The organism is Paenibacillus taichungensis, assembly GCF_013359905.1.
In the GTDB taxonomy this organism is placed as follows: domain Bacteria; phylum Bacillota; class Bacilli; order Paenibacillales; family Paenibacillaceae; genus Paenibacillus; species Paenibacillus taichungensis.
In genome coordinates this window covers 1-16,081 of sequence record NZ_JABMCC010000118.1, presented here as the reverse complement: position 1 = coordinate 16,081, position 16,081 = coordinate 1, and the positions used below count along the sequence as shown (strand labels likewise).

Below are 16,081 nucleotides of genomic sequence, written 5' to 3'. Positions count from 1 at the left end.
AGCGTTTGAATAATGGAAGGTGGCAGAAGAATATGCTCAGTGTTGTTGTGTTGGGATTTACTTTGGAAAGTCTGTCGGGATTTTCTGATATTGCTTGGGCCCACCATGATTCAGCTAAAGCGTCCGGCCTAAGTAACCGGGAGTATGCGTTGATTATAGAGAAGGTTGTCTTTCAAGCAGATGCGTTGCTCGTTAATCTTGATGTGGAAAAGCTGACTCCTACTGAGGTAGTGATCTTGCATCATGCGTATATTCAAAACAAACCGATCATGGGTGTAGGACTCAGAGTATGGGAGCCTGTCATTGAGGAGATGTTGTCCAATCGAATAAATGATCTTGAGCGTGCTGTAAAGCATATTCGAACGCATTATACGCTCATAAGTGGCACCCTAAATGCCTCTCCTGTGGTACAACGTTAACTGTTAATAATATAACGCGTATAGAGAAATTGAAGAGTTGGATATCCGAGTCTAAGATAATTTAAATATGTGGAGGAATAACTGTATGACACAAATGATAAAAGCAAAAGACGATACATTAACCGAAGAATTGGTTGCAAGTCTGATTGGTAAATGCGTTCACGCACCAACGAATGTGCATGAGATTCAAACGCCAACAGGCGCAACAACAAAAGCCAATGTATGGTTTGCAGGTATTGTAGCTGGCTATGAAAAAGCCGTTATTGGATTCAACTACGAAGCGGACGAATTTCACGAAGAACCGCAAACCTACTACAACGTTCATTTAACGGACGGTATGGGATATATTCTCACAAGTGCATTTGAACTTGAGATCCATGAGTTGACACAAGAGGAGTTTGCTCAATTGATCGAGGAGAAGAAAAAAGAGGAGAGCACTACTGAATCCCCTTCTGCTGTACAAAGCGATAAAGAAACAAACGAACAAACAAACCCTGAGCTTCTTATCGCTAATGAATAAATGGACATGAAAAATTATGCCTTAGATATCGCTGTAAAGATGTTTACATCACCATCACCAATGGACCTAGAAGAACAGATTAATATCTGGATGAATGACAATCCCAATGTATTAGTCACTGGATTAGATGTTACTTCCACTTACGATTCAGCAAATAGCAGGATAGAGTATACAGCAATCTTGGCATATCAGACCAGTGAACGAGATGAGTCTTAGTAGGAAAAGAGAAGCCTTTAAATTCGACTATACACCCTCTAATTAATTGGGGTACAAGTTCGTACAAGCATTGAAAAACTACGGTTTCCTTCTATTATATAAGGCTTAACCTAAGGAGGTGAGCAATCCCGTTGGTCACTTTTGAAAAAATCGGGATTATCATTACGGCGGTACTGGCATCGATAACGATATATGGAGGGCTGATTGTACCAGCTGCTGTTAATCCGATTGGAGAACAAAACACAAAACAAACCCTAAAGCAAGTGAAGTCAAATCCGGACGCTACGTCCCATAAAGAAATGGTAGATATGTTAGAGCTTTATATAGAATCTTATCAGGAGAAGATAGTAAGCCAGCCTAAGCTGCTGAAGTATGTGAAGTGGGTGGACCATTATATTGAAGGCTCCAATATGGATTCTGTGTGGATATTGGCCATGATGTGGCAAGAGAGCCGCTTAGTAGAGGATAGCACATCATCTCATGGAGCCATTGGACTCCTTCAAATACTACCAAGTACGGCCAAATCGTTTGGTGTTAGCGGCAGTGACTTATACAAGCCGGAAATTAACATCAAAACCAGCATTGAATATATGGAATATCTATTGGAAAAGTATGACGGAAACCTCCGTACAGCAACAATTGCGTACAATCAGGGGGAGGGCAATGTAGACAAAGGCAAGGCTCGCCCCTGGTATTACAATCAAGTGAAGAAACACCATAACAATATGGTTCAGATACTAAAGAAAATCAATAAAGAACGTTAGAACGGTAGATTGTTGGTGAACTTCCACAACATTTACATAGGGAGATCTAGATGGATAAATTTTCAGAACATATTAGCATGAATTTGAAGTTGGACAAGAAATTTTACTCTATGGACCTAGTCGGAAATATTGAACGATGTCAAGTCGATGAACATTTTCTCGGAGATAGTATTTTGGTTAATGAGAACTTGATTTGGCATTCAGTACATAAATACATTGGAAAACCGGAAGTCATTATCAAAAATCATTGTGTGGAAAAAGACGATATTCTTCAATTGGGACGCCTTGGATTTATTAAAGCAGTCAAAGCATTTGATACAGGGCGTGGAGTGAAATTCAGTTCGTTTGCTGTTACTGCGATTGTAAGGGAAATCCGATGTTTTCTGAGAGACAGCGCAAGTATTATTCGCCCCACTCGCACGGCTACAGAATTAATTAACCGAATCAATCGGCTGGAGCACGATATGGGGTATCTTCCGACCGCTCATGAAATCGCTCTGTTGCTTGATGAGGAAGAGGAGAAAATCAATAAGGCCCTACAAGTGGGGAAGGGAGTTAAATACCTGGATGAGCCTGTCGGAGCAGATGATCAGCAAGCCCAAGCAGTTACATTGATGGATACCATTTATAGCGGAGAAAATATTGAAGATGGAGTGGTCGACAGAATTTATGTTGATGCAGTTATAGAATCGGTGAAACGCAAGTTAAGCGAGAAGGAAGTCACTGTCCTGAAGCATCGGGTAGAGGGTTTTAATCAAACACAGACAGCAGAGATGGAGGACATTAGCCAGATGAGAGTCTCCAGAATTATGCGGAAAGTGGCCAAGATGCTGGACAATAAATAAATTTAATAAATCCTAGCATCTCAATTTTTTAAAACAGCAAAAATCCCTTCCGCAGCATGTGCGAGAGGGATTTTTGCTGTTTGCTAACACTGGGACATACTTCGGGTTGTCCTGTCATAAGCTAGTACAAGATTCCAAGTGACCCGGAGGAATGAATCGATGCGAAAATTAATGAAATTTATGGCATGTATGCTTGTACCCTTGTTTCTGTTTCCCTCAATTGGACTTGCTGAAGCCCAGGGAACCATACCTGGCCCCTCAAATCATGCGCAAAGCGCTGCTCTCATTGATGTGACGTCGGGCCGAATATTGTACAGCAAGGACGGGGATAAGGAACTCAGAATTGCCAGCTTGACCAAAATCATGACAGCAATTGTTGCGATTGAACACGGTAAACTGGATGACAAAGTAAAGGTAACTTCTTCGGCTTTTGCCAAAGAAGGGTCATCCATCTATCTCAAGCTGGGTGAAGAAATGACACTGGAAAACATGCTGTATGGGCTGATGCTTCGATCGGGCAACGATGCGGCCTCGGCGATTGCTGAACATGTCGGTGGATCTGAAGAAGGTTTCGTTCTTTTAATGAACAAAAAGGCAGAGCAAATTGGTCTAACCCATTCCCATTTTATGAATCCCCATGGACTTGACGCAGATGGTCATTACTCCACCGCCAATGATCTGGCACGCCTAACCGCGTATGCGCTCAAGAATCCGGTATTCAAACGAATTGTAGCTACGGAGAACAAATCGGCCCCAAATCCGAATGAGAGCTGGGAGTATTCCTGGCAAAACAAAAATAAAATGCTGCGATTGTACGAAGGAGCCGATGGCGTAAAGACCGGATATACCAAAAAAGCATTCCGTTGTCTGGTCAGCTCTGCTACTCGCAATGGACAACAACTTGCTGCGGTAACCCTGAACGATGGTGACGACTGGAATGACCATGCACGTATGCTGAATTTCGGTTTTGAAAACTTCCCTTTGGTGGAAATTGCAAAAAAAGAACAGCCTGTACAAAACACGGATGTGGTCACTGGCCGCGGGTTCACCTATCCTCTGGCGAAGAGTGAGACATCTTCATTGACGAAAAAGCTGATTTTACTCGATAACCGTGTCCAAGAGAGTACAGAGGGAGATGCAAAAACGACTGATCCCACCTTTGGACTGGCCGGCCGAATTGATATGCAGCTTGACGGGAAACTTGTGGGTTCAATTCCTGTGTATCGCAAAGGAAGTTATATTCCGCCAGAGCCAAAGACAGAGGATGCAACTCTGGGGGGGATCGGTGAAATTTCTACCTGGGCTTCCGCATGGCGTGCAGTATTAAGTCATTTGTTATCTCCATAATGAGGGGAGGGTTATCTTTTGATCAATTTAATCTGGCTTCTCATGATCGTAACCGGATTTGCTTTTGCAGCCGCACAGGGCAAAATTGAAGTCGTTACGCAGGCAGCTTTTGATGGAGCAGCAACCGGAGTCACGGTATGCTTTGGGCTGATCAGTGTGCTCGTGTTCTGGATGGGGATGATGAAAATGGCTGAGGATGCAGGGCTCTTGGGACGAATCGCAAAGCTGCTGGGTCCGGTTGTTGGCTTCTTGTTCCCGGATGTTCCACGGAATCATCCAGCCATGGGCTACATTTTATCCAACATGAGTGCCAATCTGCTCGGCTTAGGCAATGCGGCAACCCCAATGGGGATCAAAGCCATGCAGCAACTGCAAGAGCTGAATCCGGATAAACAAACGGCTTCCCCTGCCATGTGCACGCTGCTGGCTCTGAATACAGCGAGTATCACCATTATTCCAACAACCCTGATAGCCATTCGGCTTAATTATCATTCTGCGAATGCCACGGAAATTGTAGGCACCACGCTAATGGCAACCATTATTGCGACATTTGCAGCCATCGTAGCCGATCGCTGGTACCGAAACAGGGCACTTCACAGGCCGCCGCGTGTACATAAAAGTGACAATCCCGGTATGAAAGGATGAGCAACGTTGTTAACCTTCATCAACTGGATTTCCGTCTGGGCCATTCCGGTTATCATCGCGTTTGTTCCATTATATGCGTTTACCAAAAAGGTCCCGGTCTACGAATCCTTTGTTGATGGGGCCAAAGACGGCTTCTCTACGGCAATTAGCATTATTCCCCATCTGGTAGGTATGATGGTAGCGATCAGTGTATTCCGTGCTTCTGGTGCATTGGATTATGTGATCAGCCTATTCGCACCACTTGTGTCCTGGATGGGGGTTCCGGGAGAAGTATTGCCACTCGGTATTTTGCGTCCTTTGACTGGGACAGGCTCGCTTGCCTTTACAACTGACCTAATTAAAACCTATGGCCCCGACTCGATGATTGGCCGCATGGCTTCCACGATTCAAGGCAGTACGGATACAACCCTATATGTATTGACTGTTTATTTTGGAGCGGTAGGGATACGTAATGGTCGCTATGCGCTCAAAGTTGGGTTGTTTTCCGATGTAGTTGGTTTCATTGCAGCCTTGGTCATTTGTTTGATTGTATTTGGTTAAAAATATGCCCTCTCCTTCCGATATACGAATTATGCTAGAATGATAGCGGAGGAGAGTGAGAATCATGCAAAAGAGTTGGAAACGAATGCTCCGCTTTGGAATGTCAGGCATGCTTGCCATTGCGTTGCTTGCAGGACAGACGGGGTTGGCTGCGGCTCAAGCCGTTAATACGATTCATTTTACGGGTTACTTCGATAAACAACTACGTGCTCAGTTGGCCGTTACAGCGGATTCTTTTCCAGTTGTGAACGTACGTCTGGTCAAGCAGGATGAACCCGATTCAGTATATTATGATGTAGGCACATCTATACTGATCTCCAAGGATGAGGTGCTAACCAACTATCATGTCGTTCAGGATTATGCTGAACTGTCTGATGGGGACGAAGGCACACTTACTGTAGCAAGCCCAGGTCATCTGGACAAGCCTGTTAAAGCCAAAATCATTAAAACAGATCCGGTGACAGATATGGCATTGCTGAAGCTGGACAAAGAAATCGACGCACAACCGGTGACGTTTGCAAATGCCAAAGATAATCAAATTGTCTATACCATCGGATTTCCTAAAAATTCTGCCGGGGAACTTGTGCTGTTGGACGAAGATTTCCCTTCAACTTATAATACAATTGCCAAGAGCCGAGTATTTAATTCACAAGATTCAGACGTTCCAGGCAAGAAGGGCATTGGCAGTATCGTAAAATCTGTGGCACAAGGCAATTCAGGTGGCCCTGTTCTGGACCAGAACAATCGGGTTATTGGTATGATGACCTTTGTATACGGAGGACGTACTTATTATATTACTTCCAAAACGTTGCAATCCTTTATTAAAGAAAGTGCAACCCCTGCGAAAAAACAGGTCGTTGTTGCAGGTAAAGTAGCCAATTAACTTATTGCAGTGGTTACATACAATTGAAAGTGAACGGCTCACCTTAACGCTCCTGTCGCATACAGGCAGTGAGAGGGTGAGCTTTTTTGGTCTAAATACATAGCTAAATGCAGCTCTAAAGGTGTTTACAACCCCTGCGTTAACAAAATCGATGGATTATCCTTGTGATTTCAGGCCTTGATGGGTATCATTAGTGTGAGGTGACATGACAAACATGGAAAGATTACAAAAAATTATCGCACAGGCAGGCATTGCATCCCGCCGCAAGAGCGAGGAACTGATCCTGTCCGGCAAAGTAGAAGTTAACGGGGAGGTCGTAACCGAACTGGGTACGAAAGCGAACCCCGAAGAGGATATGATTACGGTTAATGGTAAACCGATCCGCAGTGAAAAGAAAGTGTACATGATGTTGAACAAACCGAAGGGTGTTATCACAAGTGCTTCAGACCCTGAAGGTCGGAAAATTGTATCCGACTATCTTAAAGGTGTCAAAGAACGGGTATACCCAGTGGGTCGTCTGGATTATGACACAGAAGGATTGCTCATTCTGACCAATGACGGCGAGTTTGCGCATTTGTTGACGCATCCGAAGCATCACGTACCCAAAACGTATCATGCAACCGTTAAAGGTGTTCCACATGGTTCGGCTCTGGAGAAATTAAAGACAGGCATTATGCTGGACGACGGTATGACAGCTCCGGCAGAGATTGAGTACAAAGATGTGGATACCGCAGCAAATGAATCTGTTATCTCTATTACGATTTACGAAGGGCGTAACCGTCAGGTTAGACGTATGTTCGAAGCGATTAACCATCCGGTAACACGTCTGAAACGGATTTCGTTTGGTGGTATTTTGCTTCAAAACCTGAAACGCGGACTCACACGTAATCTAACCAAAGAAGAAGTCAACAACCTGATTACGCTCGCAAAATCAGAACCCGCCAAAAAAATGAAAAAAAGGTAATGTGAGGACACATAATTTTCATAAAAGCGCCGCAGATTTGTGACGAAATTCGCTATAATTGTTCATAGGATGTTCACAGGTGTCCAAGACCGTTATATGCGAATGCTAGTCACTCAAGCTTTTTGCATAAATCCCTGGAGCGACTTTCAATCAGCAAGAGTTAGATCGAAATGGTGTTATTCGTCTAATTCTTGTACCCGGGAGCGTTTAGAATCAAATTATGCAAAAAGCTGACTTAAAAGGGGAGCAGCACATGGGGAAATCAAGAAGAGCGGTGCAAATCGTCATTTTGTTATTGATCCTGGTGTTGGGCGGATATGCGATTACTACATCGGTATCCGGCTCGAATGGCAAGCCAAAAGAAGGAGACAAAGCTCCTTCTTTTGAATTGCTGGGCCTGGATGGACAAGTTCATACGTCTGAGGAATACAAAGGCAAAGCCATGGTGATCAACTTCTGGGGGACTTGGTGTGAGCCTTGTGTCAAAGAGATGCCTGCGCTACAAGCGCAAGCAGACAAATGGAAGGACCAGGGTGTCCAATTTGTTGGAATCAATGTTGGGGAAGACCAGATGACCGTGGAAAATTTTGTTCGGCAGGTGGGCGTTACGTTTCCGATTATGCTCGACCGTGACAAAAACTCGATCCGGGATTTCGGTATATCTCCGATGCCAACGACATTTTTTGTCTCCGACACGGGTAAAATCTCCACCATTCATATCGGTCAACTTGATTTGAACACACTTGACGCTCAAATTTCACAACTGGCGAAACAGCCCTGACAGGAGGTCTAGTCGTGTTCCAAAATACGAAGTGTGAGTGCGGACACCAGAATCCGGTGGGCACTGTGCTGTGTGAAGCATGCGGCAAGCCGCTGCTGGAGGCTGAGGTCAAATCGGATGAAGTATTGGAAATGCGTTATGATGGCATGGCGCGTCGTTCGCAGCGTACGAATCCAAAAATTATTGACCGCATATGGAACTTTTTCTCATCGGTCAAAATTGCTGTTTACATGATTGTGTTTACACTTGTAGGTTCCATGCTAGGCACGATCTATCCGCAAGAAAGTACATTTCTGAATATTGATCCATCCGTATATTACAAGGACACATACGGTCAGTTGGGTCATATCTATTATCTGCTGGGTCTGTCCCATACATACGAATCCTGGTGGTTTATTTTGCTACTGGTGCTGATCGGTGCTTCATTGGTCATATGCAGTCTAGACCGGGTACTTCCACTATACAAAGCGCTGAATAAACAGAAAATACGCAAACACATGCAGTTTCTTACACGCCAGCGACTGGTGTACCAAGGCTCCATAGAAGAGGCATCAGAAGACTGGATTAAGAAAGCGGTTACGCCACTTAAAAAGAAAGGTTATCGTGTGCATACCGAGGGTAGTGCATTGCTGGCTGAGAAACAGCGATTCAGTCGCTGGGGACCTTATGTTATCCACATCGGCTTGATTATCTTTCTACTGGCAGTACTTGCCCGAGGGCTTCCCGGGCTGAATCTGGATGAGCATGTTGCTTTTCCCGAAGGTGAGATCAAGAAAATACCGAATACCTCCATGTATTTGAAGAATGAACAGTTTAATGTTGAGTTTTACAGTGAAGATGAGGTTCCAGAACAGTTCAAAAATTTGAACAAAACCGTTCCAAAACTGTTTGAAACCAAAGTGGTGTTGTACGAATGTACGGCAGATTGCTCGGATCCTTCGAAAAAACCTCAATTGACCGAGGTGGACCGACATGATGTTCGAGTGAACCATCCACTGAATTACCACGGATTGAAAGCATATCAGTTTGATTATGATTTGACACCAACGATTCGTTCGGTAACGCCTGATCTGGTCAATGCCCAGACGGGTGAGAAGTACGGAGCAATCCAAATTGCTATGGTGGATACGCAGCGAACGTTTGAAGCTGGACCCTATAGTCTGAATGTGAAAGAAAAATATATGGATTTTGGGCTGGATGAAAATGGAGAGCCCAAATCAAAGTCCCCTTCACCTAATGCGCCTGCCTTTCTATTTAACATCAAGGGACCCAATTTACCCGCAGAAGGCATGCAGTACTTGTATTTTGCGAAGCAGATCGATAAACAGCGTTTTCAACAGGACGCAATTAACAAACAGCTGAATGGAGGAGAAATTCCTTTGCAGCTAGAGGTCGATAGCATGGATAAGGTGGACATCATTCAGTCCGTGAGTTACCTCAATATCCGTATTGATAAGGCCATGCCTTTCGTATGGGTTGGGGCAGGCATCGTTATGTTGGGTCTGGTTATGGGCTTTTACTGGCACCACCGACGTATTTGGATTCGGATTGATGATGGACAACTCACCCTAGGTGGCCATACGAACAAAAACTGGTTTGGATTTAGGCGCGAGGTTGCAGCTGTGTTAAAACATATGAATGTGGAAGTGGATGAGAAGTCGTTGGATAACGGGGGGAACCAAACATGAGTTTATTGGATTTCAGCAGCGACGCATTTATCGTATCTTTTTTTCTATATTGTGCTGCATTTATGTTATATGGCGTTGCCGTCATGGGCAAGAAATGGAGTAATCGTGACCCGCAAGCTCATGTAGAACGATGGGGCAAGCGAGCCTTTATTGCATCAACGGTTGCACTAGCTGCACATCTCATCTTCTTTGGTACACGATGGGCTGGAGCAGGCCATATACCCGTAAGTAATATGTATGAGTTTATGAGTTTTCTATCCATGATGATTATGGTGGCATTTATTGTAGTTTACGCAATTTATCGAAAATCGTTGCTGGGACTATTTGCATTGCCACTAACCATCATTATTATGGCATATGCAGCCGTATTTCCTCAGGAAGTACAGCCGCTGATCCCTGCTTTGCAATCGATATGGCTCAAGATCCACGTGACGTTGGCTGCACTTGGCGAGGCATTCTTCGCCGTAGGCTTTGCCGCAGGATTCATGTACTTGTTACGCACAGTGGATTTCAGTGGCAAGGATAAGTCATCCAGACGCCAGCGAGAATGGGTTGAGTTTACATTAATCACCATCGTCGTTGTGGTTGGGTTTATCGGGTCGGTATTTGCTTTCCGTGCATCCGGATATGAAGCGGTTTTTGTTCAGAAAACCACGAGCATTGACACAGAGGTACAGGAAAATAGTACAATAGAGAAAGTGATTTATCGCATGCCTCCTATATTTGCACCTTATAATAGCGAAGTGGAGAGCATAAAACCGTTTCTTGGCATGAAGGAACCTTTGCTTGAGACACCTTCCTGGATGAACGGAGTTAATGCTGGACGTAAACTGAATACGGTAGTCTGGTCTTTGATTGTAGGGCTGATCTTATATGGACTTATTCGTTTAATTGTAAGAAGACCGCTTGGACAAGCTCTGCAACCAATGCTGGATGGCATTGATGCCGACGATCTTGATGAGATTAGTTACCGCGCAATTGCTATCGGATTCCCGATATTTACATTGGGAGCATTAATTTTTGCTATGATCTGGGCTCAGATTGCCTGGAGCCGTTTCTGGGGATGGGACCCTAAAGAGGTGTGGGCACTGATAACATGGTTATATTATAGTGTGTACCTGCATTTGCGTTTGTCCAGAGGCTGGCAGGGCCGCAAGTCTGCCTGGCTTGCAGTACTTGGATTTTTGGTCGTTATGTTTACGCTCGTTGGTGTGAATTTGATCATCGCCGGGTTGCATTCATACGCTGGGGCAGACTAGGAGAGGTAGTTTCGTAAAGTTCCCGAGAGAAATCCATGAAACACATACGTAAGCCCCTACGTTCAATGGGGCATTCAAATATTGTTCGCCAGATCGAACATAATAGAAGTGATGAGGAGTTATTGCAAAGGGGCTGGAGTGGAATGGCTGAACATGAGAACCGTATACTAGTCGTGGATGACGAGGAAAGAATCCGACGGCTTTTGAAAATGTATCTCGAAAAAGAAGGTTATGAAATCGATGAAGCAGAGGATGGGGAAACTGCGTTGCGAAAAGCAACTGCAGGTGACTATGGTCTGATTTTGCTTGATGTGATGTTACCGGGCATGGACGGCGTTGAAGTATGTACCCGTTTGCGTCAGGTAAAATCAACCCCTGTTTTGATGCTTACTGCAAAAGGCGAAGAAATTAACCGCGTTCAGGGCTTTGAAGTTGGAGCAGATGATTATGTCGTTAAGCCGTTCAGTCCACGTGAAGTGATTTACCGGGTGAAGGCGATTTTGCGTCGTTCTTCTGCGACAGCTTATCTGTCTAAGGAAAGTAATTCAAGCAACAATATCGTATTTCCTCATTTGGTCATCGAACATGATGCTCACCGCGTAACCGCAGGTGGGGAAGAGATCAGTCTAACACCGAAAGAATATGAACTGTTGCATTATCTCGCGACATCTCCAGATAAAGTTTTCTCCAGAGAAGAGCTGCTGAAGGATGTATGGAATTATGAATTCTTTGGTGATCTTCGTACTGTGGATACGCATGTGAAGCGTCTTCGCGAGAAGTTAAACAAGGTTTCGCCAGAGTCAGCGGCGATGATTACGACGGTGTGGGGTGTGGGTTATAAACTGGAAGTACCGAAGTAGTTTTAGTTTCTGGAGATCGCTGGTCGGGAAGTTATGGATTACGATTATTTGCCTTGTGGGCTGTGTACTCATAGCATTGGGTCTTTTTTTGCTGCCGTATATTGATACGAATTTTGCGGAGTCTGAGTCGAGAGATATCAAACGTTTGTTCACATATGTTTGTATTATCGGTTTCAGTTTGACGACCTTTTTTGCGCTGTTTCTTTTTACGAAAATTACGCAGCCGATGCAGCAGTTAATTCAAGCAGCCAATGCGATTCGAAAAGGAAACTACGGTACACGTCTCTCCCTTGTAACGAGCGATGAGATTGGAGAATTGGGTAATACATTTAATCATATGGCTGCACAGCTGGAAGATAACATTCGCAACCTTAACCATGAGAAAGAACATCTGGCGAGCGTGCTCCGAAGCATGACCGATGCCGTAGTGACATTCGATGGTGAGGGAAAGGTTATTTTGACAAACCCCCCCGGCGAGAAAATCATGCAGGCTTGGTGTGATTTGGACTGGGCACAGATGGGCGAGAGACAGGATTCGGAGAATGCTGTGAGTTCTTCGCGAGAGGTACCGGAACCACTCGTTCCTTTGTTCAAAAAGGTGATGGAGCAGGGCGGCGATCAGAACTCTAACGTGCATGTGCAGCAGGGAGTCTGGTCTGTTCAGATGGCACCTTTGTACGCGGATAGTGTCGTTCGAGGCGCAGTAGCTGTGCTTCGTGACGTGACGGAGGAAGTACGACTGGAGAAGATGCGTCGTGATTTTGTCGCCAACGTCTCTCACGAAATACGTACTCCGCTATCCATGATGCAAGGGTACAGTGAAGCTCTTTTGGATGGGATGGCGGCTTCCCCAGAAGAAAGTGAAGAATTAATTCAAGTGATTCATGATGAGTCTTTGCGTATGGGCAGGTTGGTTAAGGATCTGCTTGATCTTGCGCGAATGGAAGCGGGTCATACGGATATGGCCGTGAAGGAAGTGGATTTGGTTGAACTATTGGAACGAGTATACAGAAAGTTCTCGGTACGTTCCAAAGAACAGGATATCCATCTTAGGTTTGAGTGCAAACAGTCTTCCATTGAACTTCATCAGGCGGATGAGGATCGACTTGAACAGGTATTTACCAATTTGCTGGATAATGCGTTTCGGCATACTCCCTCAGGCAAAAATGTTGTCATATCGGCAGAGCTGTTAACTGATGTCCGGACACCTGTAGCTAAAGTGACTGTAAAAGATGAAGGTGTAGGCATTCCGTCTTCCGATCTGCCATTCATCTTTGAACGATTCTACAAAGCAGATAAGGCTCGTGTTCGGGGTGAAAGTGTCGGTACAGGACTGGGGCTCGCAATTGTAAAAAACATCGTAGATGCGCATCACGGTACCATTATCGTTAATAGCGTACTTGGCGAAGGTACAGAGTTTATTTTACAATTTCCGGTGGATTCATCGAAATAGCCCGATTTCATACAAAAAGTGCGGAAGCACCCTCATGCTGAGGGTGCTTTTTTTGTTGAACAGTACCGTTTAATCTTGTTCAACGTGGAACAGTATGTTCACTTTTTTTGCATCGAAAAAAGTGTCCAAGATAATTTTGCCTCTTATGAAACATAAGCTTGAAAAGCGAAGAAGTTAAAGGAGGAGTAGAATAGGCATGTCTGATGAAAGAAAAAGGGTGAATATTAAAGCTTTCTTAGAAGGAAGATCGTTTCGAGCGGGATCACCGTTTATTCCAATAACATCGAGTGAAGTGGAGCAGTTTGAGTCCATTTTGAAAGCACTAGCAGTGACTATTCCTGCAGCTGTCAGTCAGCCTACAGCGTCTAATACTCTCGCGTTGCAAAACAGTTTACGGAGTTTGCTCAACTTTGTTAATACCTCTGGTTTTCGAGCTGGGGTGAAAGCGGAGTTACAATCCGTTCTGGAACTAACCATTGCAGGCTCTGAAGTTGTGCCTGTAGCCGTTATTAATCTAGCTGGAAACTTGCAAAATTTACTCGATGATGTATTAAGTGTAACGTTGCTTCTGGAAGTTCCGCCTGCGGAAAAAGATAAATTGGTTGGTTTGATTCGTTCCATATCCGTATCATTGACTCGTGCTACCAGTTCATTTGGAACATCAGGAACTCCAGGTCCTCCAGGTCCCCCGGGAGTTCCGGGAGTTCCAGGGGTTCCGGGTGTTCCCGGACTGCCAGGTCCGACCGGGCCAGGAGGAACAGTTGGACCAGTAGGTCCGGTAGGTCCGGTAGGTCCTCTAGGGCCTCAAGGCGTACCAGGTCCGCAGGGGGCGCCTGGAGTTGGACTGGATGATATATCCGTTTTTGACCCAGCTCAGGCACCTGGCTATGTGCAAGGTCAAGTAGTTTCGTATAACGGTAGTCTTTATGTAGTTAACGTGAATGGTCCCACCGGTATACCTGGAAGTTCTCCAGACTACACGTTGTTTTTGTCAGGAGGAATGACTGGAGCAACAGGGGCAGGTTTAACGGGCTCTGTTCCATTTGATCCAGCGGTAGCACCAGGTTATCCGGCAGGACAAATTGTAACATTTGGCGGTAGTACCTATATTACTAATATGGCATCGCCAACGGGAACACCGGGTAGTTCACCGGATTATACTTTGCTAGCAGCGGCCGGAGCTACTGGAGCCACCGGGGCAACGGGTGTGGGACTCGCTGGTTCTGTTCCATTTGATCCAGCGGTAGCACCAACGTATACTGCGGGTCATGTCGTAACATTTGAGGGCAGCACCTACATTACAAATGTGGCATCGCCAACAGGAACTCCCGGTACTTCACCGGACTATACACTCTTGGCGGGAGCAGGACCTACAGGGGCAACGGGAGCCACTGGCTTAGGTTTAAGTGGAATATTACCGTTTGATCCGGCGGTAGCACCAACGTATCCAGCAGGTCAAATAGTGACGTTTGACGGTAGTACCTATATTACTAATGTAGCTTCACCAACTGGAACTCCAGGTACATCACCAGACTACACATTGCTTGCTGGCGCAGGAGCCACCGGTGCAACCGGAGCAACAGGAGTGGGCTTGAATGGAGCAGTTCCGTTTGACCCAGCAGTAGCACCAACGTATCCAGCGGGTCAAGTTGTAACTTTCGACGGCAGTACGTATATTACAAATGTCGCATCGCCAACGGGAACGCCGGGAACATCACCGGATTATACGTTGATTGCAGGCGCAGGACCAACAGGGGCTACGGGTGTAACGGGAGCGACTGGAGCGACTGGAGTAGGATTGAGTGGGATTGTACCGTTTGATCCGGCGGTAGCGCCAACGTATCCGGCAGGACAGGTGGTTACGTTTGACGGCAGTACGTACATTGCCAATGTTGCATCGCCAACCGGGACGCCGGGCACATCACCAGACTACACTTTGCTTGCAGGTGCGGGTGTTACTGGTGCAACGGGAGCAACAGGCGTGGGCTTGAATGGAGTAGTTCCGTTTGATCCAGCAGTAGCACCAACGTATCCAGCGGGTCAGGTCGTAACATTTAACGGCAGCACGTATATTGCAAATGTGGCATCGCCAACGGGAACGCCGGGAACATCCCCGGATTATACATTGCTTGCAGGCGCAGGACCAACGGGGCCCACGGGTGTAACAGGAGCGACTGGAGTAGGTCTGAACGGGATTGTACCGTTTGATCCAGCAGTAGCACCAACGTATCCAGCGGGTCAAGTCGTAACGTTTGATGGCAGCACGTATATTGCGAATGTCGCATCGCCATCAGGCACCCCAGGAACGTCCCCGGATTACACGTTGCTGGCTGGTGCGGGAGCCACAGGTGCGACAGGGGCAACCGGCGTCGGTGTACCGGGCGCAACCGGAGATACGGGTGTGACGGGAGCCACCGGTGCAGGTCTGACAGGCGTCGTTCCATTCGACCCAGCAGTAGCACCAACGTATCCAGCGGGTCAAGTCGTAACGTTTGATGGCAGCACGTATATTGCGAATGTCGCATCGCCAACAGGCACCCCAGGAACGTCCCCGGATTACACGTTGCTGGCTGGTGCGGGAGCCACAGGTGCGACAGGGGCAACCGGCGTCGGTGTATCGGGCGCAACCGGAGATACGGGTGTAACGGGAGCCACCGGTGCAGGTCTGACAGGCGTAGTCCCATTCGACCCAGCAGTAGCACCAACGTATCCAGCGGGTCAAGTCGTAACGTTTGATGGCAGCACGTATATTGCGAACGCTGCAACACCACTGACCACGCCAGGAACGTCCCCGGATTACACGTTGGTGGCCGGTGCGGTAGCCACGGGTGCGACAGGGGCAACCGGCGTCGGTGTATCGGGCGCAACCGGAGATACGGGGGTAACGGGAGCCACCG

General features: G+C 46.3%; 15 protein-coding genes. All 15 read left to right on the top strand.

From position 1 onward, the window contains the following. The first annotated feature begins 32 nt into the window (after positions 1-32). Entirely contained in the window at positions 33-419 is a 387-nt protein-coding gene (locus HP548_RS23240) for a hypothetical protein (RefSeq protein WP_175383022.1), read from the top strand. A gap of 85 nt (positions 420-504) precedes the next feature. Then, a complete protein-coding gene (locus HP548_RS23235) occupies positions 505-939 on the top strand; it encodes a hypothetical protein (protein WP_175383021.1) in 435 nt (144 codons plus the stop codon). 347 nt (positions 940-1,286) lie between these two features. After that, positions 1,287-1,919, top strand: coding sequence for a lytic transglycosylase domain-containing protein (locus HP548_RS23230; RefSeq protein ID WP_099858157.1), 633 nt, complete (start codon positions 1,287-1,289; stop codon positions 1,917-1,919). Between the two features lie 77 nt (positions 1,920-1,996). Beyond that, a complete protein-coding gene (locus HP548_RS23225) occupies positions 1,997-2,764 on the top strand; it encodes a sigma-70 family RNA polymerase sigma factor (protein WP_246318193.1) in 768 nt (255 codons plus the stop codon). Positions 2,765-2,923: 159 nt separating this feature from the next. Then, a complete protein-coding gene (locus HP548_RS23220; protein WP_175383019.1) occupies positions 2,924-4,111 on the top strand; it encodes a D-alanyl-D-alanine carboxypeptidase family protein in 1,188 nt (395 codons plus the stop codon). 18 nt (positions 4,112-4,129) lie between these two features. After that, the gene (locus HP548_RS23215; RefSeq protein ID WP_063568316.1) at positions 4,130-4,756 is read left to right on the top strand and encodes a nucleoside recognition domain-containing protein; all 627 of its coding nucleotides are present in this window, start codon (positions 4,130-4,132) and stop codon (positions 4,754-4,756) included. Positions 4,757-4,762: 6 nt separating this feature from the next. Then, positions 4,763-5,296, top strand: coding sequence for a spore maturation protein (locus tag HP548_RS23210; RefSeq protein WP_062324415.1), 534 nt, complete (start codon positions 4,763-4,765; stop codon positions 5,294-5,296). A gap of 64 nt (positions 5,297-5,360) precedes the next feature. After that, positions 5,361-6,179 carry a S1 family peptidase gene (locus tag HP548_RS23205; RefSeq protein ID WP_064636817.1) on the top strand — a complete coding sequence of 273 codons (819 nt, stop codon included), beginning with the start codon at positions 5,361-5,363 and terminating at the stop codon, positions 6,177-6,179. Between the two features lie 214 nt (positions 6,180-6,393). Next, a complete protein-coding gene (locus tag HP548_RS23200) occupies positions 6,394-7,143 on the top strand; it encodes a pseudouridine synthase (protein WP_063568319.1) in 750 nt (249 codons plus the stop codon). A gap of 253 nt (positions 7,144-7,396) precedes the next feature. Then, positions 7,397-7,924 carry a redoxin domain-containing protein gene (locus HP548_RS23195; protein ID WP_076291921.1) on the top strand — a complete coding sequence of 176 codons (528 nt, stop codon included), beginning with the start codon at positions 7,397-7,399 and terminating at the stop codon, positions 7,922-7,924. Positions 7,925-7,938: 14 nt separating this feature from the next. Next, positions 7,939-9,612, top strand: a complete 1,674-nt coding sequence (gene resB, locus HP548_RS23190; protein WP_175383018.1) for a cytochrome c biogenesis protein ResB — start codon at positions 7,939-7,941, stop codon at positions 9,610-9,612. After that, positions 9,609-10,871, top strand: coding sequence for a cytochrome c biogenesis protein CcsA (gene ccsA, locus HP548_RS23185; protein WP_175383017.1), 1,263 nt, complete (start codon positions 9,609-9,611; stop codon positions 10,869-10,871). Before resB ends, ccsA begins: the two co-directional genes overlap by 4 nt. Positions 10,872-11,014: 143 nt before the next feature. Next, a complete protein-coding gene (locus HP548_RS23180) occupies positions 11,015-11,731 on the top strand; it encodes a response regulator transcription factor (protein ID WP_017687664.1) in 717 nt (238 codons plus the stop codon). Positions 11,732-11,786: 55 nt separating this feature from the next. Continuing rightward, positions 11,787-13,184, top strand: a complete 1,398-nt coding sequence (locus tag HP548_RS23175; protein WP_326101901.1) for an ATP-binding protein — start codon at positions 11,787-11,789, stop codon at positions 13,182-13,184. A 196-nt stretch (positions 13,185-13,380) separates the two neighbouring features. Then, on the top strand, positions 13,381-16,081 hold a 2,701-nt coding region (locus HP548_RS23170; protein WP_217504805.1), incomplete at its 3' end, for a collagen-like repeat preface domain-containing protein.